At 65.5% G+C, this 22045-nt stretch carries 20 protein-coding genes and 1 other RNA gene; 18 read left to right on the top strand and 3 right to left on the bottom strand.

Features of this window, described 5'->3' with window-relative positions:
• Nucleotides 1-42: 42 nt before the first annotated feature.
• Together YP76_RS15060 and YP76_RS15055 are read right to left on the bottom strand one after the other, a co-directional pair.
• A complete protein-coding gene (locus YP76_RS15060; RefSeq protein ID WP_046764458.1) occupies nucleotides 43-633 on the bottom strand; it encodes an anthranilate synthase component II in 591 nt (196 codons plus the stop codon).
• Between the two features lie 115 nt (nucleotides 634-748).
• Nucleotides 749-1501, bottom strand: a complete 753-nt coding sequence (locus tag YP76_RS15055; protein WP_046764457.1) for an NRDE family protein — start codon at nucleotides 1499-1501, stop codon at nucleotides 749-751.
• Between the two features lie 23 nt (nucleotides 1502-1524).
• Here YP76_RS15055 and ssrA point away from each other — a divergent pair.
• The 5 genes from ssrA to YP76_RS15035 all read left to right on the top strand — a co-directional run bounded on the left by ssrA (nucleotide 1525) and on the right by YP76_RS15035 (nucleotide 8877).
• Nucleotides 1525-1870: a transfer-messenger RNA gene (gene ssrA, locus YP76_RS27040) on the top strand.
• 289 nt (nucleotides 1871-2159) lie between these two features.
• Entirely contained in the window at nucleotides 2160-2543 is a 384-nt protein-coding gene (locus YP76_RS15050; protein ID WP_046764456.1) for a hypothetical protein, read from the top strand.
• A 278-nt stretch (nucleotides 2544-2821) separates the two neighbouring features.
• On the top strand, nucleotides 2822-4411 hold the full coding sequence (locus YP76_RS15045; protein WP_046764455.1) for a hypothetical protein: 1590 nt from the start codon (nucleotides 2822-2824) through the stop codon (nucleotides 4409-4411).
• A gap of 88 nt (nucleotides 4412-4499) precedes the next feature.
• A complete protein-coding gene (locus tag YP76_RS15040) occupies nucleotides 4500-7184 on the top strand; it encodes a TonB-dependent receptor domain-containing protein (RefSeq protein ID WP_046764454.1) in 2685 nt (894 codons plus the stop codon).
• Nucleotides 7185-7428: 244 nt separating this feature from the next.
• A complete protein-coding gene (locus YP76_RS15035) occupies nucleotides 7429-8877 on the top strand; it encodes a CYTH and CHAD domain-containing protein (protein WP_046764453.1) in 1449 nt (482 codons plus the stop codon).
• A 260-nt stretch (nucleotides 8878-9137) separates the two neighbouring features.
• On the opposite strand, the gene YP76_RS15030 is transcribed toward YP76_RS15035, so the two are convergent.
• The gene (locus YP76_RS15030; protein WP_084733198.1) at nucleotides 9138-9785 is read right to left on the bottom strand and encodes a prolyl hydroxylase family protein; all 648 of its coding nucleotides are present in this window, start codon (nucleotides 9783-9785) and stop codon (nucleotides 9138-9140) included.
• A 279-nt stretch (nucleotides 9786-10064) separates the two neighbouring features.
• On the opposite strand from YP76_RS15030, the gene YP76_RS15025 reads away from it, so the two are divergent.
• From YP76_RS15025 to YP76_RS14965, 13 genes are all read left to right on the top strand, one after another.
• Nucleotides 10065-10883 (top strand): type II secretion system protein N, encoded by an 819-nt coding sequence (locus tag YP76_RS15025; protein ID WP_046764451.1) that lies wholly within the window; start codon nucleotides 10065-10067, stop codon nucleotides 10881-10883.
• Nucleotides 10880-13072, top strand: coding sequence for a type II secretion system secretin GspD (gene gspD, locus YP76_RS15020; RefSeq protein WP_046764450.1), 2193 nt, complete (start codon nucleotides 10880-10882; stop codon nucleotides 13070-13072). Before YP76_RS15025 ends, gspD begins: the two co-directional genes overlap by 4 nt.
• Nucleotides 13073-13086: 14 nt before the next feature.
• Nucleotides 13087-14616, top strand: coding sequence for a type II secretion system ATPase GspE (gene gspE, locus YP76_RS15015; protein WP_046764884.1), 1530 nt, complete (start codon nucleotides 13087-13089; stop codon nucleotides 14614-14616).
• Entirely contained in the window at nucleotides 14609-15826 is a 1218-nt protein-coding gene (gspF, locus tag YP76_RS15010; RefSeq protein WP_046764449.1) for a type II secretion system inner membrane protein GspF, read from the top strand. The genes gspE and gspF overlap by 8 nt, the downstream gene beginning before the upstream one ends.
• A gap of 10 nt (nucleotides 15827-15836) precedes the next feature.
• A complete protein-coding gene (gene gspG / locus YP76_RS15005; RefSeq protein WP_046764448.1) occupies nucleotides 15837-16346 on the top strand; it encodes a type II secretion system major pseudopilin GspG in 510 nt (169 codons plus the stop codon).
• A 94-nt stretch (nucleotides 16347-16440) separates the two neighbouring features.
• On the top strand, nucleotides 16441-16890 hold the full coding sequence (locus YP76_RS15000; protein ID WP_408640450.1) for a GspH/FimT family pseudopilin: 450 nt from the start codon (nucleotides 16441-16443) through the stop codon (nucleotides 16888-16890).
• Nucleotides 16891-16903: 13 nt separating this feature from the next.
• Nucleotides 16904-17272: a type II secretion system minor pseudopilin GspI gene (gene gspI / locus YP76_RS14995; RefSeq protein ID WP_084733196.1), complete on the top strand. Its 369-nt coding sequence runs from the start codon at nucleotides 16904-16906 to the stop codon at nucleotides 17270-17272.
• A complete protein-coding gene (gspJ, locus tag YP76_RS14990) occupies nucleotides 17269-17907 on the top strand; it encodes a type II secretion system minor pseudopilin GspJ (protein ID WP_046764446.1) in 639 nt (212 codons plus the stop codon). Before gspI ends, gspJ begins: the two co-directional genes overlap by 4 nt.
• Nucleotides 17900-18889: a type II secretion system minor pseudopilin GspK gene (gspK, locus tag YP76_RS14985; protein ID WP_046764445.1), complete on the top strand. Its 990-nt coding sequence runs from the start codon at nucleotides 17900-17902 to the stop codon at nucleotides 18887-18889. Before gspJ ends, gspK begins: the two co-directional genes overlap by 8 nt.
• Nucleotides 18886-20004, top strand: coding sequence for a type II secretion system protein GspL (gspL, locus tag YP76_RS14980; RefSeq protein WP_046764882.1), 1119 nt, complete (start codon nucleotides 18886-18888; stop codon nucleotides 20002-20004). The genes gspK and gspL overlap by 4 nt, the downstream gene beginning before the upstream one ends.
• Nucleotides 20001-20489, top strand: coding sequence for a type II secretion system protein GspM (gene gspM, locus YP76_RS14975; RefSeq protein ID WP_046764444.1), 489 nt, complete (start codon nucleotides 20001-20003; stop codon nucleotides 20487-20489). The genes gspL and gspM overlap by 4 nt, the downstream gene beginning before the upstream one ends.
• A complete protein-coding gene (gene gspN, locus YP76_RS14970; RefSeq protein ID WP_046764443.1) occupies nucleotides 20486-21208 on the top strand; it encodes a type II secretion system protein N in 723 nt (240 codons plus the stop codon). Before gspM ends, gspN begins: the two co-directional genes overlap by 4 nt.
• The gene (locus tag YP76_RS14965) at nucleotides 21205-21966 is read left to right on the top strand and encodes a prepilin peptidase (RefSeq protein ID WP_046764442.1); all 762 of its coding nucleotides are present in this window, start codon (nucleotides 21205-21207) and stop codon (nucleotides 21964-21966) included. Before gspN ends, YP76_RS14965 begins: the two co-directional genes overlap by 4 nt.
• Nucleotides 21967-22045: the final 79 nt, after the last annotated feature.

Below are 22045 nucleotides of genomic sequence, written 5' to 3'. Positions count from 1 at the left end.
CAGCCTGGCAAAGGCGACACGGCAGGCCCGCACGAAAGCGGGTCAGGCGGCGGTGCGTTCGTGAACCGGGATGCCCGCGATCCGCATGAAATTCGCCAGCATGTCATGGCCATGTTCGGTGGCGATGCTTTCCGGGTGGAACTGGACCGAATGGATCGGCAGGTCGCGGTGACGGAAGCCCATGACCGATCCGTCCTCGCTGGTGGCGTTGACGATCAGGGTTTCGGGAATGTCCTCGACGATCAGCGAGTGATAGCGGGTGGCGGTGAAGGGGGAGGGCAGGCCTGCGAACAGACCGGTGCCGTCATGGGTGACGGGCGATGTCTTGCCATGCATCAGGCCGCCGCGGACCACCCTGCCGCCGAAATGCTGGCCGATCGACTGGTGGCCGAGGCACACGCCGAGCAACGGCGCGCCTGCGTCGGCGCAGGCGGCGACGAGGTCGAGGCTGACTCCCGCCTCATTGGGGGTGCAGGGGCCGGGCGAAAGCAGGAAGGCCTGCGCGCCGCTGGAGAGCGCTTGCCCAGCGGAAATGGCGTCGTTGCGGACGACCTCCACCTGCGCGCCCAATTCCATGAGGTAATGGACGAGGTTCCAGGTGAAGCTGTCGTAATTGTCGATGACGAGGATCATGAAACGGCTTTAGCGTGGGATCGAGGGTTGGGAAAGTGGGTCGATCGAGGGATGCAAGCCATGGGGCATTTCGGGATGACGAGGGTGGTCAGATTCGAAAAATCGCCGCCGGCCGTCATTCGGCCGGTGCGGGCCATGTGAAAGCAATGCTGCTTTCCCCGCTTTGTTTGCCCTCGGGATCGAAGCGGCGTTCGGTAATCGTGCCCTCGCCTTGCGCGTCGATCGCGACGATCGTGCTGCAACGGGTGCCGTAGGTGGGATTGCGGATGAAGATGGGGGAGACCCGTGCTTCGGCCGGAACGTCGGAGGGCGTGTCGGGGGCTATGCCCGCATGGGGAAGGGTTTCCGTGCGCAGGGCGTCGAACAGCGGGAGGGGATCGGCGGCTCCCGCCACCAGCCAGTCGAGCAGGGCGGATTTGAGCGCCAGCGTCTTGGGCCAGGGCGCGTCGAGCGTCCCGTTGGAGAGGCCGTAGAGGCCGGGGGTGAGTTCGGTGCGCAGCGGCGCCGGGCGGTTGGACAGGAAATGGGCCTGTTCCCCGTCGACGAGGATGAGGTTGAAGGGGTTGAAATCATCCAGAGGCGCTGTTTTCCGGCCCGCCAGCAGGTCCGCCACCAGCACTCCGCGGGAAGCGCGATCGGGATCTGGGGCGCCATAGCCGCGCAAATTGGTGACGATGGCGGCGCGACCCTGTTCGGACACGCCCAGCCAGGTTCCGCCGGACAGCAGGTCGCGGCCCGCGATCAGGGAAGCGGGCTGATCCCAGCGCGCGAGCGGCGCGGCGGGGCGGGCGTGCAACTCGTCGCGATTGCCGATCAGGATCAGCCGCCAGCGCGGATGCGCGTTCCAAGCCATGGCCATGATGCACATGCGGTCTTCCTCCTGATCCGGGGCGGCTTGATAAACCGTCTGCGTCTCTCCATATAGGCCCCTGCCGGGTTCGCCCGGCTATGGTGATAAATCGTGTCGTGTAATAGGCGCAGCGGACCCGGGGGCGGTACCCGGCGGCTCCACCATTTATCCCGGTCTTGCCGGGGTGATTGACGGGGCCGAACTAGGATCGACGTGTGTTGAAAAGCGATATTTTCACCCGGCCTGAGTACGCCGTAAAAAGGTTCAAAACTCACAAGTGCCAACGATAACGAGGCTCTTGCTCTTGCTGCGTAATTGATGGCCTCACGGCCGGACATTACTCAAAAAGAACGCGGTTGAACCCACCGGGCAACAGAAGGGAATTCAGCGGCCTCCGGAGGGGCCGGGCAACAGAACCCTCCGGACCTTCATGACATTTTCGGACTTTTTCCCGGCGCGCGGTCGATGGACCGTCATGCGCCCTTTTGCGATTCGAATCGGGCACCGCGTAACCCATTCATTCAATTACACTTTTATGACACTATTGCGTAAAAATTGCAAACCATTGTTTTAAAAGAGATAAAAATCATTTTTCGGTCTTTGTTCCAGTCTTGTCCCCATGTCATCAAAGTGAAATACTAATACCTATGATAGAAGGTTTTTTGGGAGAATCGGGATGAAGATGGTGGCTGCGACTTTCGGTCTGGTGCTGGCTGCAATCGCGCCGACCGTGGCTTTCGCGGCACCTGACGAGGTGGTCGTGGTGGGCGTGCCTGATGGCCGCCTGGCCTCCGGCGCGCTGGTCTCGGGCGATTATGCCCATGCGGCCCAGCGGCTGGAAGTCGTGCGTCCCGACGCGGCCAACGATCCCGCAAGGCTCATCAACCTCGGTAATGCCTATGCCGGCATGGGCAAGATGCAGGCTGCGCGTGCCGCCTATAAGGCTGCCCGTTTCGCGCCGGATTCGATGCTGGTGACGGCCGATGGCAACGAGTCCTCCTCGCGCGAGATCGCGCGGCGGGCGATGGGCCGTCTGAACGCGCAATACGCCATGCGCTGAATGCGCGCGGCGAAAGCCCTGGGTGCAGGGAGAGGGGGCGTCATCCTGGCGTAGGGATGGCGCCCCTGCTTTTGTGTCTCACGGCATGTCATGCAAATGAAATAAGTGTCTTCAAAACGTCATCTTAAAGACGCCGTTTCGTCACTAAATCAAAATCACGCTGTCATCTGCACGCCCTAGCTGCCCGTTCAGAGGGCGACAGGGGGCGTTGTCCGATTCGAGTTCCCCTTGCGCTCCGCATCTCATCACAAGCCGGCTTGCGCCGGAGCGGAGACGACATGGCCAAGATTAACCGTATCCAGACCATCCTCATGGCGGGCTGCGCCTGCGCGGCGCTCAGCGCTTGCGGCGCCGACGACATCGCTTCGCCCGGCGAGGGCACGATCGTCCTGCCGACCCCCACCCCGACGCCGACTCCGACCCCCACGCCGACTCCGACGCCCACCGCCGTGACGCCGGCTTCGGGATGTCCTTCGATCGCCGGTTCCGATCAGTTGCAGGACCTGGGCACCATCACCGACGGCAGCAACACCTGGCGGAACTGTGGCTTCCCGGCTCGCTTCAACAGCACGACGGCGATCGCCAAGACGACGGGCGTCATCTACTCACTGCCCGGCCGCGTCGATGTCGGCACCGACCAGGGCGCCGCGAGCACCGGCTCCAACGTCACCCTGTCGATCGATCCAGGCGTCGTGGTCTTCGCCAGCACCGGCAACGCCTATCTGGCGGTCAACCGCGGTAACAAGATCAACGCCGTCGGCACGGCCACCAGCCCGATCGTCTTCACCAGCCGAGAGAATGTCACCGGCGCCGCCAACGACCAGTCTTCGGGCCAGTGGGGCGGCATCGTGCTGCTCGGCCGCGCGAAGATCACCGATTGCGACGCGCCCGCCGCCGCGCCCGGCACCACCGCCTGTACGCGTGATACCGAAGGCACCAGCAATGCCATTTACGGCGGCGCGGACGATGCCGACAATTCGGGCCGCCTCAGCTATGTGCAGATTCGCTATTCGGGCTTCGTGCTGTCGAACGGCAAGGAATTGCAGGGCCTGACCCCCTCGGGCGTCGGCACCGGCACGCAGATCGACCATATCCAGGTCCACAACAGCTCCGACGACGGTATCGAGGTGTTCGGCGGTTCGACCCATATGAAATATCTGGTCCTGACCGGTAACGAGGACGACAATCTCGACACCGACGTGGGCTTCCGGGGCACGGCGCAGTTCATCATCTCGATCCAGCGCGCCAACGCCAATATCGGCGACACCTTCACCGAGACGGACTCCAACGGATCGACCGTCAACAGCAATGCGAGCGAGGATGCGCTGCCCCGCCAATATCTGAAGGTGGCGAACTTCACCCACATCCAGCGGTCGAACACCGGCGACGACGGCGCGGCCATGATGCTGCGCGGCGGCGCCGACCTCGCCATGGTGAACGGCATCATCGTCAGCCCCGATCAGAGCTGCCTGCGCATCAACAGCGCCACGACCGTGCGCGACGCCGACGCCGCGCTTCAGGACGCGGGCAAGCCGCGTTACCTGTCGGTGGTGATGCAATGCAACGCCACCCCGTTCAAGGGCACGGGCGGCGCGGACGTGGCGCTGGTCCAGTCGATCTTCACGACCGATCCGAACAGCACGTTCACCTACACCCCGTCGCTGACCAGCCTGTTCATCAACGGTGCGACCGAAACCGCCCGCACCGCGATCGATCCCAAGACGGTCGACAGCAACTTCACCACCACCAACTATATCGGCGCGGTGAAGGACAGCAACGACACCTGGTATGCCGGTTGGACCTGCAACTCGGTGACGGCCAGCTTCGGCAGCACGAGCAAGAACTGCACGGCCATCCCGACCGCCTGATCGGTTCCCGACCTCAACAGGGGCGGGGAAGCGTGCATCCGGCGCTTCCCCGCCTTCTTTGCACTGAATTTCTTTGGGGGACATTTTCATGTCACAGCCGCTGAACATGGCGCGTCTGCTCCTGATTTCCACCGCGCTCGTCGCGCCTGCCGCCATGGCCCAGAACGCCGCGCCGACGCCGCCCGTCACGTCGGGCACGCCGACCGCATCCGAGGAAGCCGACGCCCAGGCCGGCCGGGTCGATGTCTCGATCCCCGGTTCCGACATCATCGTCACCGGCCGCCGCACCAGCAACATCTCGCAGGCCGCGCCGCAGGTGGTGAACGTGCTGTCGGCCGCCGACATCAAGCGCACGGGCGAGGGCGACATCGCCGGTTCGCTCCAGCGCGTGACCGGCCTTTCGGTCGTGTCGGGCGGCTATGTCTATGTGCGCGGCCTTGGCGACCGCTATTCGCTGGCACTGCTCAACGGCTCCCCGCTGCCCAGCCCCGAGCCATTGAAGCGCGTCGTCCCGCTCGACATTTTCCCGACCAGCGTGATCGCCTCGACCCTGGTGCAGAAAAGCTATTCGGCCAATTTCCCCGGCGAATTCGGCGGCGGCGTGATCAACCTCACCACCAAGGCGATCCCGGTCGAAAGCTATCTGGAACTGAGCGTCGGCAGCTCCGCCAATACGGAAACGTCGGGCCAGCTCGGCTATACCTATTATGGCGCCAAGTCGGACTGGACCGGTTTCGACGACAGTTCGCGCGACGTCCCGCCGCTGCTGGCCGACGCCTTCAAGAGCGGCGTGCCCTTCTCCAACATGCCGCGCGGAGAGCAGCAGGCGATTGCCATGCAGTTCCTGAACGCCAAGACTTCGGTGCTGCAGCGGACCAACAGCCTGCCCTTCAACTTTTCCGCGTCGCTGAACGGGGGCACGTCCTTCGACATCGGCAGCGACGGTCGCATGGGCCTGTTGCTGACCGCATCCTACAGCAACAAGTGGCGCACGCGCGAGACGCTGCAACAGGCGTCGACCGACCTGACCCAGGCACCCGGCAAGACCGGCACGCAGGTCAACACGGATAATGACGTCACCGTGAACGCCCTGTTCGGCGTCGGGCTGGAACTGGGCGATCAGAAGATCCGCTGGACCAATGTCTTCATCCGCGACACGCTGAAGCGCGGGGCCCTGTCGCTCGGCCAGAATAATGGCGAGATCGAGGGTGCGGATTACATGAAGCAGAACACCGCCTGGTATGAACGGCAGTTGATCGACACGCAGTTGGTCGGCGAGTTCAAGCTGGCCGATGCGCTGAGCCTGGACCTGCGCGGCGGCTATGCCAATTCGCAGCGCGAAGCGCCCTATGAGCGCGAGTTCGAATATGTGCGCACCAACCGTCCCCTGGCGATCGATCCGGTGGGCGACCGCTTCATCAACGCGCTGAACCGTCAGCGCGGCGATGCATCGATCACCTTTAGCGACCTGAACGAGGATCTGTGGTCGGCGGGCGCTGACCTCAGCTACAAATTCTCGCCCGCTTTGACGCTGACGGCGGGTTATGCGTTCAGCGACACCAAGCGGACATCCTCGCGCTACGAACTGCATTTCGATGCGACCAACCTGCCGATCGGGGCGCAGCAGATGCGGCCCGACTATCTGCTGTCGGACGCGGCGATCCAGCTCTACGACATGGGCCTGCTGGACTTTTCCGGCAATTATCCGGTCTATGACGCCGCGCTGCGCGTCCATGCCGGTTATGGCCAGGTGAAGGCGGAACTGGTGCCGGGCCTCACCATCGATGCGGGCGTGCGCTATGAAAAGGGCAAGCAGTCGGTCACGGGCGTCGATGTCTACAATAGCGGGCTGACCCCGGTGAACAGGATCGACAAAAGCTATTGGCTGCCTGCCGCGACCGTGACGTTCGAAGCGTCCAAGGGGCTTCAGTTCCGCATCAGCGGGTCGAAGACCATCGCCCGTCCGCAGTTCCGCGAACTGATCGCGCAGCCCTATATCGACACGGAATCCAACCGCTTCTATCGCGGCAATCCGTTCCTGCAGGACAGCGAGCTTTGGAACGCCGAAGCCCGCGCCGAATGGTATATGGGTCGCGACGAGCGGCTGACGCTGGCCGGTTTCTGGAAGAAGATCGATAATCCGATCGAAACCTACACCACCATCAACGACAAATATGACGTGACCACCAGCTTCGCCAATGCGCCCGAAGCGACGCTCTACGGCGCGGAGATCGAGGCGCAGAAATATCTGCCGCTGGACGGCTGGTCGGATGGCGCCTTCTTCCAGACCCGGCGGATCGTGCTGATCGGCAACTATACCTATACCAAGTCGAAGCTGAAGGTCAGCGACGGTGACACCACCATCCCCTATAGCTATACCACCGGGCCATTGCCGGCGGCGTCGGACTATTTCCAGGACGGCGTGCCGCTGACCGGCCAGTCGGACCATCTGGTGAATTTCCAGATCGGCCTGGAGGATACGGACAGGCTGTCGCAGCAGACGCTGTTGCTGACCTATGCCAGCCCGCGCGTGACGAGTCGTGGTCCGAACCTTCAGCCCGACATCAAGGAGAAGCCGGGCCTGACGCTGGACTTCGTGGCGCGGCAGGGGGTGAAGCTGCCGGGCGGGATCAACAGCGAATTCAAGTTCGAGGCCCGCAACATCACCGGCCGGAAATTCCAGGAGTTCCAGGAAATGGACGGCAACAAGGTGTTCTATAACCGGTACAAGATCGGCACGACCATTGCCGCGTCGTTGACCGTCGCTTTTTAGAGCATCGTGCGCAAAAGTGGGAACCGGTTCTTACGAAAATTGATGTTATAACAAAAGCTTAGATCGGGCGGGATGCGTCAGGTTTAACGCAGCCCGCTCTAGAAACGGCCTCTGCTGGAGGCATCGAACGGTCGATCCGCCACCGGCGGGTCGGCCGTTCTGCGTCTGGAACGATTCGCCTGGCCGGAGGGTTCGTGATAAAGGCCTGACCTGATCATGGCCGGGAAATGCGCGGAGGCAGCGCGTGGAGCGGGAAATCGAACTGAAGCTGGAACTCGTGCCCGAGGCGGCGGACGCATTCGGGCGGTTGGTCTTCCTTCCGGGCGAGAGCGATGTGGCGGCGTTGCACGCGGTCTATTTCGACACGCCGGACCAGGCGCTGGCCGCGCGGGGCATCAGCCTGCGTATCCGCCGCTCGGGCAAGCGGCTGATCCAGACCGTCAAGTCCGGAAACGCGGCCGAGGGCGGCCTGTTCGCGCGGGCGGAATGGGAAATGCCGGTCAAGAGCGAAGTCCCGGTGTTCGATGCCCGCACGCCGATCGCGGCTATGCTGGGGGATGCCGTGCATGCCATTGTCCCCGCTTTTCATGTCGATGTCGAACGGCGGACATGGCGGGCGGTGCAGGACGATGCCGACATCGAATTGGTGCTCGACCGTGGAATGGTGAGCGCGGACGGTCGGCAAACGGCGCTTTGCGAGATCGAACTGGAATTGAAGCGGGGAGAGCCAGGAGCGCTCTTCACCCTGGCGCGGCGGATCGATGCGGAAGCAGCGGTGCGCCCCGGCGTCATGACCAAGGCGGAGCGCGGCTACAGGCTGCGTGGCGCCATGACGGCATGGATCAAGGCGGAGCCGGTCGCGCTTGTCCCCACCATGGCGACGGGTGAAGCCTTTCTGCGGATCGCGGGCGCCTGCCTGCGTCATTATCGGCTGAATGAGGCGATTTTGCTCGATCATTATGACGCCAGGGCGCTGCACCAGGCGCGGGTGGCGATCCGGCGGCTGCGGTCGGCCTTTTCGCTGTTCAAGCCGATATTGCCTCCGGGGGATGTGACGCGTTTCCAGCGCGACTATAAATGGCTTGCCGGAGTGCTGGGCGAGGCGCGCAATCTGGATGTGCTGGCCGATCGGATCGAGGCGGAGGAACTGCGCGGGCGGCTGGAGGCGGTGCGAACAGAGGTGCATGGCCGGGTCGGGGAACGGCTGCGTTCGGCACGCGTGCGGATGTTGCTGATCGATCTGCTGGAATGGCTGACCCTGGGGGCGGGGCATGTTGAAGGGAAAGCGCAGGCTTTACGGGACCAACCGGCGGCCGACTTTGCCGCGCGTCGCCTGCGGCGGCTTCGCAGGCGGATAGTGGAGGACGGCAGGGGGCTTGCGGGATTGAGCGACGAGGCGCGGCATGAGGTGCGCAAGGATGCGAAGAAGCTGCGCTACGCCTCCGAATTTTTTGCCGGGCTGTTCGACCGCAGGAAGGCGAGGCGGCGGCATGGGGCGTTCATTGCCGCACTGGAGGAAGTGCAGCGGGACCTGGGCGAACTGAACGATCTGGTCGCTGCGCCGGGGCTGCTGGCGCATTATGGACTGGATAGCGAGGGGGCGGAGGTTCGGAAGAAGCAGAAGCGGAAACTCCTGGCGGCGGCGGCCCGCGCCCATGAGGATCTGGTGGAGGCGCCGCGTTTCTGGCGATAAGGGTGCGTTCCGGCGGAAGAGGGTGGAAAACGGACATTCCTCTATCCCTCTCCCTGTAGGGAGAGGGCTGCGTAGACTTGGCAGCTTGGCGGCTAGTCGTAGCTGGGTGAGGGGGTGAGCGATCCACAGGATCGCGCGGGCCTTCAGCCCGCTCCCCCTCATCCAGCTCCGCCTTAGCTTCACTATGCTCAGCCATGCTTTTTATCCTTCTCCCTCAAGGGTGAAGGAATGTCCTGGTCTGACCGACCATCTCCCTGTCATCAGCTCCAGGGACGCTCACGGAACCATTTGGTGATGACATGCTTCACGCCGCCCCGCACCTTCATGCCGTGGTGCAGGCTGGCGGCATTATAGTCTCCCGGAGCGCGGCGGTTGTTCCAGGCGAGCAGCTTGCCGGTTTCGGGCTGGACCGTCTTGCCGATCTTGACGAAGCGGGTCGCCCCGCCGGCCGCCGGCTCGTTGAGATAGACCATCAATGTCCAGGTGCGGTTGCCCGCGACCGCGCAATAGCGGGCGAAATCTGGTCCCCTGGGTTCGAAATAATCGGTATGCGCCTTGAATTCCTGGCCGACGGCATAGCGCTGGCCCTGGATCGGCTCGCCATAAGCGGGATCGATACCGGCAAAGGCCGCCAGCTTCGCGTCGATCGTCGCGATGAACGGGTCCGATGGATCGAGGTCGCAGGTCTCGCTGGTACGGAAAGTGCCGTCGCCATTCGCGTCCGCGATGGTCGAAGGGCGGCGATGCGCCTCGATCCGTTCGATCAGGCCCGAACATTCCTGCGCGGAAAGGAAGCCGCGCTGGATGAACAGCGTCAATTCCCGACTGGGGACGCGCTGGACATGGGCGTGCCCCGCGATCCAGGCCGGATCGCCGTCAGGCGCGCAATGAGGCAGGCGGTCGGCCATCATTCATCCTGAAAAAAGAAGCCGGACGGTCGGAGCGGTCGAACCGAGCATAGGGACAGGCCGATCCAGGTCATTGATTTGCTGCGATTTCCCGACCGCGATCAAGGCCGGCCGATTGAAATCGCTCTGGAAGAGCGCCCCTTGCTATCGCTGGCCGTGTGAAATGCAAGCCTTGTCGTTTCTGCGTTGCGATCGTCATCAAAGCGTCACAAAACGGTCATCTGGCGGTAAAGCCATTTGCCTAGCAGGCGCAGACAGCAAGGGGGATGATCGACGCTTATGCGTGTGCCTTATGGCGACAATATCCTGAAGTTCGGCGGACGGCTACGGCCCATCGACTGGCTGTCGGTGGTCGAGAAGCTGCTGCTGGGGATATTGGCGTTGCAAGGCGCCTGGCTGGTCTGGGCGGTGCTGACGCCTGTGGGCAGCTTCGGCCCCTGGGAAGGGCGGCAGGCACGATTTCTGTCCATCGCCGAGCGGCAGTCGCTATTTTCGGGCTTCGACCCCTTTTATCGCAGCGGTCCGCAACAGGCGGGCAGCGGCGTCGTGACCTCGCTGGCGCTGACGGTCTATGGCATCAGGCTGAACGAAGGATCGGGTCTGGGATCGGCGATCGTCGCCGGGCCGGACGGCGTGCAGAACAGCTTCGCCGTCGGCGAGGAGATCATGCCCGGCGTGAAACTGAAAGCCGTGGCCTTCGATCATGTCACCATCGATCGCGGCGGCGCCGAGGAACAGGTTTTCCTGGACCAGTCGCAGCCCGCGCCGGCCGCCGCGCCGGAGGGCGGGGTGCCTCCGCCGCCGGTGGCGGGGATCGACAATCCGACCGCCGACATGCTGAAACGCGATGTAGGCCTTACCCCCCGGATGCAGAATGGGCGCGTGACGGGCCTCATCCTGACGGCCAAGGGGCCGACCTTCCAGAATGCCGGTTTCCAGCCCGGCGACATCGTTACCCAGATTGACGGCCAGCCGGTCGGTTCGGTGGGTGATCTTCAGGCGTTGCAGGGCAAGATCATGCCCGGCGCGCGCATCTCTTTGACGATCGAGCGTGGTGCCGCCATGGCCTCGGTCAATCTGACACTGCAAGGCCAATGACCCAAAAATTGCTTCTTTCCGCCGCCATGGCCCTCGCTCTGGCGGCTCCCATCGCATCGCCGGTCATGGCGCAGCAGACGTTGAACGTGCGCGATGCCGATATAAGGGCCTTCATCCAGGACGCGGCGCGGGTGACGGGGCGTACCTTCATCATCGACAACCGGGTGCAAGGGAAGGTGTCGGTCGTCACCGACCGGCCTTTGTCCCGATCGGAATATTTCGAGATTTTCCTGTCGACCCTGCGGGCGAACGGGCTGGTGGCGGTGCCGGCGCCGGGCGGGGCCTATCGCATCCAGCCGGCGGACGGAGCGGCGGGACAGCCCAGCGCCGTCGGGCGGGCGGCCAATCGCAACCAGTTCGTGACGGAGGTGTTCCGCCTGCGTTCGATCGATGCGGCGAGCGCGCTGGAAACGCTTCGGCCGCTGGTCAGCAAGGATGGATCGGTGACCGCGAACCGGGCCGGAAACAGCGTGGTCGTGGCGGATTATGCCGACAATATCGGACGCATCCGGCAGGTGATTGCGCGGATCGACCGGGATACCGCCTCGACCACCACGGTCGTGCTGAAAAATGCCGGGGCGCGGGAGATCGCGACATCGCTTCAGGCTCTGGTGACGACGGGTGGAGAGGGGGCCGCCAAGCCCGCGACCATCGTGCCGGTCGACAGCAGCAATGCGGTGGCGATCCGGGGCGACGCCGGGACCGTGGCGCGGCTGGCGCAGATGGCGCGGGATCTGGACCGCCAGGCGGCGAGCGGAACCGAAATCCGCGTCTACTGGCTGGAACATGCCGATGCGGAGAAGCTTTTGCCGGTGTTGCAGCAGCTTGTCGGGCAATCGACCAGTTCGGCGGTGACGGCTTCGACCCCGGCGGCGGGAGGGGCGCCTTCGGCAGTGCCCGCTGCCGCTTCCTCGGCGCCGATCATGGCGAGTGCGGGCGGGTCCGGCGGCAACGGCATTTCCACGCGCGGCCCCGCCATCGTTACCCGCTATGAGGGCGCCAATGCGATCATCGTCGCGGCGAACAGCGACGTGCAGCGGATGCTGGGCGAGACGATCCGCCAGATCGACACAAGGCGCGAGCAGGTGCTGGTGGAGGCGATCATCGTCGAGATCAGCGATGCCGCGGCGAAGAAACTGGGCGTGCAGTTCCTGATCGGCAGCACGTCCACCGGCTTTGCCGCGACCAACTATTCCAACGCCTCGCCCAATCTGCTGACGATCGCCGGAGCTGTGGCGGCGGACAGGCTGGGTACGACCAAGACCACGATTGTCGCGGCCGACGGAACGACCACCACGACCGAGACGCAGACCAACAGCGATCTTGCCGGCACGCTCCAGCAGGCGGCGGTCGACAGCGTGTCCAGCGCCACCGGCATCATCGGCGGCCTTGGCACGCAGATCGGCAAGAACGGCATTTTCGGTGCGATCCTCAATGCCGTGAAATCGGATACCAACAGCAATATCCTGTCCACGCCGTCGATCATGACGCTCGACAATCAGAAGGCCTCCATTCTGGTCGGGCAGCAGGTGCCGGTGACGACCGGCGAAGCGCTGAGCCAGAATTTCGACAACCAGTTCCGCACCGTCCAGCGGCAGGATGTCGGCATCAAGCTGGAGGTGAAGCCCCAGATCAACACGGGCGGCGCGATCAAGATGTTCCTGAAGCAGGAGGTGTCGAGCGTCGCGGGGCCGGTGTCGAACAACAACAGCGACCTCATCATCAACAAACGCGAGATCGAGACGACCGTGACGGTCGACGATGGCGAGATACTGGCGTTGGGCGGCCTGCTGGACGATAATGAGCGGCGGACGATCGAGCGGATTCCGCTGCTGTCCGATATTCCCGGCATTGGCGAACTGTTCAAGTCGCGCTCCAAGAGCCGGACCAAGACCAATTTGATGGTCTTCATCCGCCCGACCATCCTGCGGTCGAAGGAGGATGCGCAAAAGCTGACGCAGCAGCGCTACGGCTATATCCGGGGCATGCAATTGCAACGCAATCCGGATCAGGAACCGAGCATCGACGAACTGGTGCGCGACTATATGGGCGCGACGCCGCCGGCTGCGGCGCCACAGCCGGGCGATGCCGTGGTACAGCCGCCCGCGCAAATCATCGAGCCGACAGCCCGCCGGTCGAGCGGTGTCGTGCGTCCCGTGGAAATCCCGGCAAGCGGAGAGAAACGGTGAATGAAGCAGCCGCGATGGACCCTGATCCCATCCCCCCGCACGTCGCGCCGCGCGCCGTGGACATACCCTATGTCTTCGCGCGCAGGCATGGCGTCGTCATGCTTCCACAAGAAGGTGAGCGGCTGACCATCGCCGTGCGCGAGGGCAGCGATCCCCGCGTGCTGCTGGAGGTGCGGCGGCATCTCGCGCGCAGTTTCGACGTCCGTTTCGTCGACGGGCCGCAGTTCGACAGGCATCTGTCCGACCATTATGCGATGGAAGGGACCGCCGCCGCCATGGCCGGTTCGCTGGAGGTCGGCGCGGACGAACTGGACATGTTGGCCGCCGATATTCCGACGGCGGACGATCTGCTCGACAGTGCCGACGATGCGCCTGCGATCCGGCTGATCAACGGCATCATTGCCGAGGCGGCGCGGCAGGGCGTGTCCGATATCCATATCGAGCCTTATGAGACCGGCCTGATCGTGCGGATGCGCGTCGACGGCGTGCTGCGCGAAACGCTGCGCATGCCGCCGCATGTCGCGCCGGTCGTCGTCAGCCGCATCAAGGTGATGGCACGGCTCGACATCGCCGAGCGGCGGGTGCCGCAGGACGGACGGATCGGGCTGACACTGGGCGGAAAATTGCTCGACGTGCGCGTGTCGACGCTGCCCAGCCGGGCGGGGGAGCGGGTGGTGCTGCGCATTCTCGACAAGGAGAATGCGGGGATGAGCCTTGACCTGCTCGGCATGATGGGCGCCGCCGACAGGATTTTCCGGGAGGGGTTGCGGGAACCCAATGGCATCATCCTCGTCACCGGGCCGACCGGTTCGGGCAAGACGACGACGCTTTACGCGGGCCTCAGGCAACTCAATGACGGGACGCGCAATATCCTGACCGTGGAGGACCCGGTCGAATATGCGATCGAGGGCGTCGGCCAGACGCAGGTGAATGCCAAGGTGGGCCTGACCTTCGCGGCGGGGCTGCGGGCGATCCTGCGGCAGGACCCGGACGTCGTGATGGTCGGTGAAATCCGCGATCGCGAAACGGCGGAGATCGCCGTGCAGGCGTCGCTGACGGGGCATCTGGTGCTGTCCACCGTGCATACCAATGATGCGGTGGGGGCCATCACCCGTATGCGCGACATGCGGGTGGAGCCGTTTCTGCTCGCTTCGACATTGCGCGCCGTCATCGCGCAACGGCTGGTACGGCGGCTCTGCCAGCATTGTCGGGAGCCGGTGCAGGCGGACAAGTCGGCCAGCGCCCTGCTGGGCTTCGATCCCGGCACGATCATCTACCGGGCGCGGGGCTGTGAGGAATGCAACGGCTCCGGTTACAAGGGCCGGATCGGTGTGTTCGAGGCGATCCGGGTGGACGATACGATCCGGCGGCTCATCAATGACGGCGGCGATGAATCGCTGATCGCGCGCCACGCCTTCCTCAATACGCCCAATCTGGGATCGGCGGCGCGGGCCCTGGTGCGCGACGGACAGACCACGGCGGAGGAGGCGATCCGCGTGTCGCGGCGCGATGCGGCGGAGGCGGAAACCATCGCCGATGGCTGAGTTCGATTATATTGCGCTCGACCCTGCGGGGAAGGAGCGCAAAGGATCGGTCAAGGCCGACACGATGGACGACGCCCGCGCCCGGCTGGATGCGCGCAAGCTGTTCATCGTGCGGATCGAGCCCGGTGCCGTCGAAAAGGCGCGCAAGCGGGCGGGGTTGTCGCTGCGGACGCCCCGCCTGTCGGCCAAGGAATTGACCCTGTTCACGCGGCAATTGTCCACGCTGATCCAGGTCAGCCCGCTGGAGGAATCGCTGCGGACCATCGGACGGCAGAGCGAGCAGGCGCATGTCCAGGCGATCGTCGGCAAGGTGCATGCGGGGGTGCTGGAGGGGCGGCGGCTGGCCGATGCGCTGGGCGCCGAGCCGAAAAGCTTTCCGGCGCTCTATCGCGCGATGGTTTCGGCCGGGGAAAGTTCGGGCAGCCTGCCGACGATCATGGAACGGCTGGCCGAATTGATGGAGCGGCAGGCGGTGATCCGGTCCAAGGTGCTGACGGCCATTGCCTATCCCAGCGTGCTGGCGGTCTTCGCCGTGTGCGTGGTCGCGGCGCTGATGATCTTCGTCGTGCCCAAGGTGGTCGAGCAGTTCGATACGGTCGGCCAGCAATTGCCGCTGCTGACGCGGATGGTGATGGCAGTTTCAGCCTTTCTGGCGGGTTATTGGTGGTTGTTGCTGATCCTGATCGGGCTTGGCGCCTTCGGCTTCTGGCGGGCGCTCAAGGTCGATGGCTTTCGCTATCGCTTCGATGCCATGCTGCTGCGCCTGCCGCTGCTGGGGCGGTTGATCCGTGACCTTCATGCGGCGCGGATGGCGCGGACGCTTTCGACCATGGTGGCGAGCCGGTTGCCGCTGATGGAGGGGCTGTCGCTGACGACGCAGACGGTCCATAATCGCGTGCTGCGGCAGGCTTCGGAACAGATTGTCGAGGCCATTCGCGGCGGCGGCAGCCTGTCGGCGGCGCTGCGGCGGGCGGGCGTGTTTCCGCCCTTGCTGGTCTATCTGGCGGCGAGTGGGGAGAGCGCGGGACGGCTCGATACGATGCTGGAGCGGGCGGCGGATTATCTGGAGCGGGAATTCGACAGCTTCACCTCCACCGCGCTCGCCATGCTGGAGCCGGTGATCATCATATTGATGGGCGGTATCGTCGCCGTCATCATCCTGTCCATCCTGCTGCCGATTTTGCAGTTGCAGAGCCTGACCGGGGCCTGAAGGAGTGTTTATGTTGGATTTCCTTTCCCGCCGTCATTCCCGCGCTCTCGCGAATGATGGGAGGCGTTCCGCCGAACACGGCTTCAGTTCTTCGCGACGTTCCGCCGAACACGGCTTCACGCTGGTCGAACTGATGGTCGTCATCGTCATCATCGGCCTGCTGGCGACGATCGTGGCGATCAACGTCATTCCGGCGACCGACACGGCGCGGGTCGAGAAGGCCAAGGCCGACATCGCCACGATCGAGCAGGCGCTGGAGCAATATCGGCTCGACAATCTCAGCTATCCATCGGCCACGGACGGGTTGCAGGCGTTGATCAATCCGCCCGCCTCGCTTGCCCAGCCGCAGCGCTACCGGCGTGGCGGCTATATCAAGAAGCTGCCGAACGATCCCTGGGGGCGGCCCTACGGCTATGCTGTGCCGGGCCGGAAGGGCGCCTTCGAGATCAGTTCGCTGGGTGCGGACGGTCAGCCGGGCGGTGAGAATGAAAATGCCGACATCACTTCCAGCGAGCTTTGATCGCGGCTTTCGGGCAGGCCTTACCCCTTTGCGACGTTCTGCCGAACACGGCTTCACCCCTTTGCGACGTTCCGCCGAACACGGCTTCACTTCCCTGAGGCGTTCCGTCGAACACGGCTTCACGTTGATAGAACTGATGGTCGTGCTGACGATCATCGGCTTCATTTCGGCCGCGGTGGTGTTGGCGATCCCCGATCCGCGCGGACGGGTGATCGAGGATGCCGACCGCTTCGCCGCGCGTGTGGTCGCCGCGCGCGACGAAGCGGTCGTCACCGCGCGCCCCATCGGCGTGTGGGTTTCCGCGTCGGGCTACGGGTTCCAGCGTCGCGATGGAGGGCAATGGGTGGGGCTGGAGGACAAGCCCTTCGTCACTGCCAACTGGAAGGGGGGCACGCGGGCATTGGTCGGCAAGGATGGGCGGCAGCAGATCGGTTTCGACGGCACCGGCCTGCCGACCGATCCGATGACGGTCACTTTGGCGCGTGAGGGCGAGCGGGTGTCGGTGACGGTCGATATGGCCGGAAAGGTGCTGGTCGGTGGTTGAGCGGATCGGCCCTATGGACCGACATGCGGGGCAACGGGGCTTCACCCTGCTCGAAATGCTCGTCGCGCTGGCGGTGTTCAGCCTGGCGGCGCTTGCTCTGGTGCGCTTGCAGGGCGTGACATTGCACACGGCGGCCGATCTCGACAGCAAGGCCATGGGACAGATCGTCGCGCGCAACCTGATGGTGGAACTTCGGACCGATCCCGCGCCGCCTTCGCTTGGCAGCGAGGAAGGCGAGGTCGATAATGGTGGCCGGCGCTGGCATTGGACGCGGCAAGTCAAGGCGACCGACGACAAGCGGCTGTTGCAGGTCGATCTGGTGGTCGATGGGCAGTCGGGTTCCTCGCCGGTCGTGCTGAGTTTCGTGCGGGTGGTCCAATGACCTGTCCGCCCGCCATGGAACGGGGCTTCACCCTGATCGAACTGCTCGTGGCGCTGATGATCTTCGCCATGCTCGCGGCGGCGGGGGTGCTGTTGCTGGGCAACAGCGTGTCGGCGCAGGCGCAGATCAGGCTGCGGCTGGACGACATGGCGGCGGTGCAGCGGGCGGGCGGCGCGCTGGCGGCCGATCTGGGGCAGGCGGTCCCGCGCATCAGCCGCACGGAGGCGGGGACGCTGGCGCCCGCCTTCTGGTCGCATCGGGAGGGTGAGAGCCTGCCCGTGCTTCAATTCGTGCGGGGGGGCTGGGACAATCTGGGCGACCTGCCGCGTCCTTCCTTGCAGAAGGTCGAATATTGGGTGCGGCAGGGGCGGCTGGAGCGGCGCACCTATGCCCAGGTCGATGGCGCGGCGGGCGGCGAACCGGCGGCATTGCTGAGCCATGTCGAGGATGTGGCGCTGCGTTTCCGCGATGCAGGTGGCGAGTGGCGCGACGAATGGGTGCCGACCCAGCCCGACCTGATGCCGCGCGCCGTGGAGATGACGGTGACGCGGACGGGCGAGCCGCCGGTGACATTGCGCTTCCTGGTCGGGCCTGGGCCTGTGGAAAGGCTGGAGGGGGTAGCAACCAGTGGTTGATTCCCGGAACAGGAACGAGCGCGGCGCGGCGCTGCTGACGGTGCTGCTGCTGGTAGCGGTGATGGCGGTGGTCGCCACGACGGCGCTGGAGCGACTGGCGCTGGCGACGCGGATGACCGGCAATGGCGGCGCGATCGATCAGGCACGCGCCTTTGCCGATGCCGGGACGGAAATAGCGCGCCTGCGGATCGGCGATCTGGTGGCGGCCAATCCGGGCAAGACGACGCTGGCCGGGAACTGGATGGGCACGCCACAGGCCATTCCAGTGCCGGGCGGCGTGGCGACGGCGCGGGTGACGGACGGCGGCAATTGCTTCAACCTCAACAGCGTGGTGGCGGGGACAAGCGAGGCCGATCTCAAGGTCCGGCCGGTCGGCGTGTCGCAGTTCCAGGCGTTGTTGCAGGCACTGGGAGTCGATGCGCGGCAGGCGCAGGTGGCGGCGGCATCCCTGGCGGACTGGATCGATACGGACGGCGTGCCCCAGCCTGGCGGGGCGGAGGATGACATCTACGCGCAGGCCGCGCAGCCCTATCGCACGGCCAATCGCTTCATGGTCGATCCCAGCGAATTGCGCGCCGTGCACGGGGTGACGCCCGCCATCTACGATCTGGCGCGGCCCTGGGTCTGCGCCCTGCCGACGGCGGATCTGTCGCCGATCAACATCAATACGCTGCTGCCCAGCCAGGCGCCGCTCTTCGCCATGCTGATGCAGGGGCAATTGAGTGTCGCGCAAGCGCGGCAATTGCTGGCACAACGGCCTGCGGAGGGGTACGGCAGCACGGTGGCATTCTGGGCCGTGCCCGCGCTGGCGGGATTGAGTCCGCTCGAGGAAGTGGCCAACCAGGTCAAGTTGACGACAGGATTTTTCGGAGTGGAAGTGTCGGTGGATGTCGGGGGGACGCAGGTGGTCGAACGGGCGCTGATCGATGCGCGGCAGAGCCCGGCGATGCTGATACGCCGTAATTGGGGGGGCGGGGCGTGAGCCAGGCCGAAGGATTGATCGTCACGCTGGCCGAGGAGCCGGGGGCCGAGCCGCACTGGATGCGGGTGGCGAACGGCGCAGTGGTGCAGACGGGCGAGGGGGCGAACTGGCTGGCGGCTTGCGGGCTTGCCGCCTTGCCCGATGATATGACCGTGATGCTCGTCCCGCCGGCGGCGCTGGTGACGCTGCATGAGGGACGCTATCCCGACCTGCCCGCGCGGCAGGGCCGGGCGGCGGCGCGGCTGGCGGCTCTGGCCGGCGGTGTCGTGCCCGCCGATCAGCTTTTCGCGGCCGCCAATGAGAATGACGACCCGGCCCGGCCCCATCTGGTCGCCGTGGCGGCGCGGTCCGACATGCAGCATTGGCTGCTCTGGGCGCAGCATCATGGGCTGGACCCCGACATCATCGTGCCGGCGCCCTTGCTGTTGCCCGAACCGCAGGATGGTTTCCAGCGCGGGATTGTCGGTGGCGCGCCGGTGTTGCGCGGCACGGATATGGCGCTGGCGGGCGATCTCGCCTTGCCGGAGCTGATCGGCGATGCCGTTGTCCGGGATGTGCCCGATGAGCAGATCGATGCGCGGGCGATCGCCGCGCTCGACGCGCCGCCGCTGGACCTCAGGCAAGGCGATTTCGCGAAAAGGGTGCGCCGGTCGTTTGACAGGCGGACGCTGGGGCGGCTCCTGCTCTGGAGCGGATTGATCCTGCTCGTCAGCTTGTCGATCGCGCTGGTGGGGCTGGCGAAGCGGCATTTCGCGGCGAGCGGGCTGGATGCGGACAGTCTGGCGCTGGCGCGGCAGGTGGTGCCCGGCGCGACCGATCCGGTCCAGGCGGAGGCGGAGATGGACCGCCAGCTCGCGGCGCGCGGGGCGGGGGGCTATGCCTTCACCGCGCCGGTCGCCGGGGTGCTGAAGGCGATGCAGGATGTGCCGGGCGTGTCGCTGACTGCCCTGTCGCGCGATCCGGACGGGATGGTGCGGGCGACGCTGGCGGCGGCGCGGATGGAGGACATCAACGGCGTGCTGCTGGCCTTGCAGGCGGCCGGTTTCACGATCACGGCGACGCCTTCGCAGGAGCCGGGCGGGCGGATGCTGGCGGATATCACGGTGCGGTCATGATGGAACGTCTGAAAACGGTATGGGGCGAGCGGTCGCCGCGCGAACAGTGGATGCTGGGCGTGATGTTCGCATTGCTGGCGGTGGTGATCCTGTGGCTGGGGTTGCTGCGGCCGCTCGATATGGCGCGGCGTTCCACCCGCGATGCGCTGCGGGAGGCGACGGACCGCAATGCGTCGATCCGGGCCAAGGTGAAGCTGCTGAAGTCCTTGTCTCGTGCGGCCGGAACCGTGGATGCGGGCGTGCCGCTTGACCAGTTCATCGGGCAGAGCGCGGGTGAGGCCGGGCTGACGCTGGAGCGCGCGCAGGCGCAGGGTGGCGACCGGCTGGACATGGCGATCGCGTCGGTGCGGCCGGTGGCGCTGTTTTCCTGGCTGGCGGGACTGGAGGCGCAGGGCGTGCGGGTCGAGACGATGAGCGCGCGGCCGTCCCCCACTGCCGGCAGCGTGTCGGTGCAGGCGGTGCTGGTACGGGACGGCGGGCAATGATGGGCCTGTCGCTTTCGCGCAGGATGCGGATCGCCTTGATCCTTCTCTTCGCCCTGGGTTTCGTCTTGTTCCTGCCCATGCGGATCGCGCTGGGCATGGCGGGGCTGGAACGGCTGGGCGTCGCCGCCCGTGAAGTGCAGGGGACGGTGTGGAGCGGCGGGATCGACCGGCTGATGCTGGGGACGACGTCGCTCGGATCGGTTCATGCCGGCTTGTCGCCCCTTCCCCTGCTGGTCGGGCGGGCGCGGTTCGATGTCTGGCGGCGCAACGGCGCGGCGGATGACGTGGCGGGCGCGCTGACGGTCGGGTTCGGGCGGATCGGGATCGATGATGTGACGGGCGCGGTGCCGCTGGGGCGGACCTTCGCGCCATTGCCGGTCAGCAGCTTCGTCATGGACGATGTGTCGGCTTATTTTTCCGGCGACCGTTGCGGCCATGCCGAGGGGCGGGTGCGGGCGCAGATGGCGGGGCAGTTTCCGGGGCTCAACCTCAGCCAGGGCCTGTCCGGCGTGGCGAGCTGCGACGGCGAGGCGCTGCTGCTGCCGCTGGTGAGCCAGTCGGGGCTGGAGAAGGTCGATCTGCGCCTCTGGCGCTCAGGCCGCTATGTGGCGGAGATGCGGGTGGAAACGGCGGATGCGACCCTGAGCGACGCGCTCGCCAAAGCGGGCTTTGCCGATGCCGGGGGCGTGCGGGTGCTGAAGGTCGAAGGGATGCTGTGATCCACATCTTTCCCGCCTTGCTGGGCGGCATAGCGGGCGCCATTGCCGGGAGTTTCCTCGCCACGCTGATCCTGCGCTGGCCGCAGGGACGTGGCGTTGCGCGCGGGCGATCGGCCTGTGACGGGTGCGGACGTGTTCTGGGCGCGGTCGACCTTATTCCCCTAGTGAGCGCGCTGGCGCAGCGCGGGCGCTGCCGGACCTGCGGCGCGGCGATCGATCCGCTGCATGGGCGGATCGAGGCGGGCTGCGCGATCGTCGGTGCGCTGGCCCTTGGTTTCGCGCCCGACCTGGGCGGGATCGGATGGGCGTTGCTCGGTTGGCTGCTGCTGACACTGGCGGTGCTGGACAAGCGGCATTTATGGCTGCCCGACGCGCTGACCCTGCCGCTGGCATTCCTGGGCTTCACCATCGGGCTCTGGAGCACCGATGCCGGGATGGGAGATCGCGTGATCGGTGCCGCCGTGGGTTATCTGGCGCTGCTGTGCGTCGCGCTCGGCTATCGGCGGTTGCGGGGGCGTGAAGGGTTGGGACTTGGCGATGCCAAGTTGCTGGGCGCGCTGGGCGCCTGGTTCGGTTGGCAGGCCTTGCCCTTCATCCTGTTGCTGGCCGCCAGTCTGGGGTTGCTGGCTGTTTTGGCGGCGATGGCGGTGGGCCGGGCGGTCGACGCCAGGACACAGGTCCCGCTGGGCACTTTCCTGGCCGTCGCCGCGGTGCCGGGCTGGTGGCTGTCGGTGCTGGGCACCGGCGTTGGAGCATGACCCATGCAGAGAATTTTCACGATGCGGTGAAACCCCGTTGACCCATCCGTCCGCTCTGCTTATAGCGCCGCCTCACCGC

This window comes from Sphingobium chungbukense (assembly GCF_001005725.1).
Taxonomy (GTDB): domain Bacteria; phylum Pseudomonadota; class Alphaproteobacteria; order Sphingomonadales; family Sphingomonadaceae; genus Sphingobium; species Sphingobium chungbukense.
The sequence above is the reverse complement of the archived record's forward strand: the minus strand, read 5'-3'. Positions and strand labels throughout refer to the sequence as shown.